Annotated in this window: 1 protein-coding gene; it reads left to right on the top strand. The window is 56.4% G+C overall.

The genetic code is table 11. The features are described 5' to 3' along the window. Positions 1 to 1,156, top strand: a 1,156-nt coding sequence (locus tag KDK19_RS03585) for an ankyrin repeat domain-containing protein (protein WP_257291348.1), incomplete at its 5' end; no start/stop codon positions are given. Positions 1,157 to 1,224: the final 68 nt, after the last annotated feature.

Raw genomic sequence — 1,224 nt, 5'->3', positions numbered from 1 at the left:
GGGGGATTTGGATCAGGTGGAGAAGTCACTGGCAGAGGGAGTCAATGTCAATACCCTCATGAATGATGGTTTCAGCGCCCTGATATTGGCATCCGGTAAGGGGCACAAGGACATCGTCGTACGCCTGATCAACGCCGGGGCGAATCTCAACACCCGAACGATGGATGGCGTCACCTCGCTGTCGACCGCAGCCAAGATGGGCCATACCGACATCCTGAGACTCCTGATTGAAGCCAAGGCAGATCTCAACACCCAGGCTGCGGATGGCGCCACCCCGTTGTTCATCGCAGCCGAAACGGGCAATACCGACTGCGTGAAACTCCTGATCGACGCCAGGGCAGATCTCAACGCGCGGGTTGAGGATGACGGCACCCCACTATTCATCGCAGCCCGCAACGGCCATACCGACATTGTGAAAGCCCTGATCGAAGCCGGGGCGGATCTCAATAACCGCACTAAGCATTCCGCCAGGACTTTGGATGGTTCCACCCCACTGTTCATCGCAGCCCGGAACGGCTATACCGACATCGTGAAACGCCTGATCAAAGCCGGGGCAGACCTCAACTCCCCCACCAGGAATGGCGTCACACCGCTGCTCATCGCTTCCCAGAAGGGCTATACCGACATCGTGAAACTCCTGATTGAAGCCAGTGCAGATCTCAACGCCAGGACTACGGGTGGTGTCACCTCAGTGCTTATCGCAGCCAACAACGGCCATACCGACATTGTGAAAGCCCTGATCGAAGCCGGGGCGAATCTCAACGCCCGGACTGCGGATGGCGTTACCTCAGTGTATGTCGCAGCCCAGAATGGTCATACCGAGATTCTGGAACTCCTGATCGAAGCCAAGGCAGATCTCAACGCCTGCAAAAAAGATGGGCTCAATCCTCTGCTCATCGCAGCCCGGAACGGCCATCCCGACATCGTGAAACTCCTGATCGAAGCCAAGGCAAATCTCAATGCCCGGACTACGGGTGGCAATACCCCGTTGTTCATCGCAGCCCAGAAAGGCCATCCCGACATCGTGAAACTCCTGATCAATGCCGGGGCGGATCTCAACGCCGCAGCATCTGATGGCACAACCCCAATATCCATCGCAACCGAGATGGGCAATATCGACTGCGTGAACGCTCTGAACGAGACTGGGGCAAGGTAGGCAACAGAGGCAATGTTCATCAGAATGAAAAGGTAGAATGATTAAGCACTCACTCTTTGCGGCACCAC

Source organism: Endozoicomonas sp. ONNA1 (genome assembly GCF_024606325.1).
Classification (GTDB): Bacteria; Pseudomonadota; Gammaproteobacteria; order Pseudomonadales; family Endozoicomonadaceae; genus Endozoicomonas_A.
The sequence above is the reverse complement of the archived record's forward strand: the minus strand, read 5'-3'. Positions and strand labels throughout refer to the sequence as shown.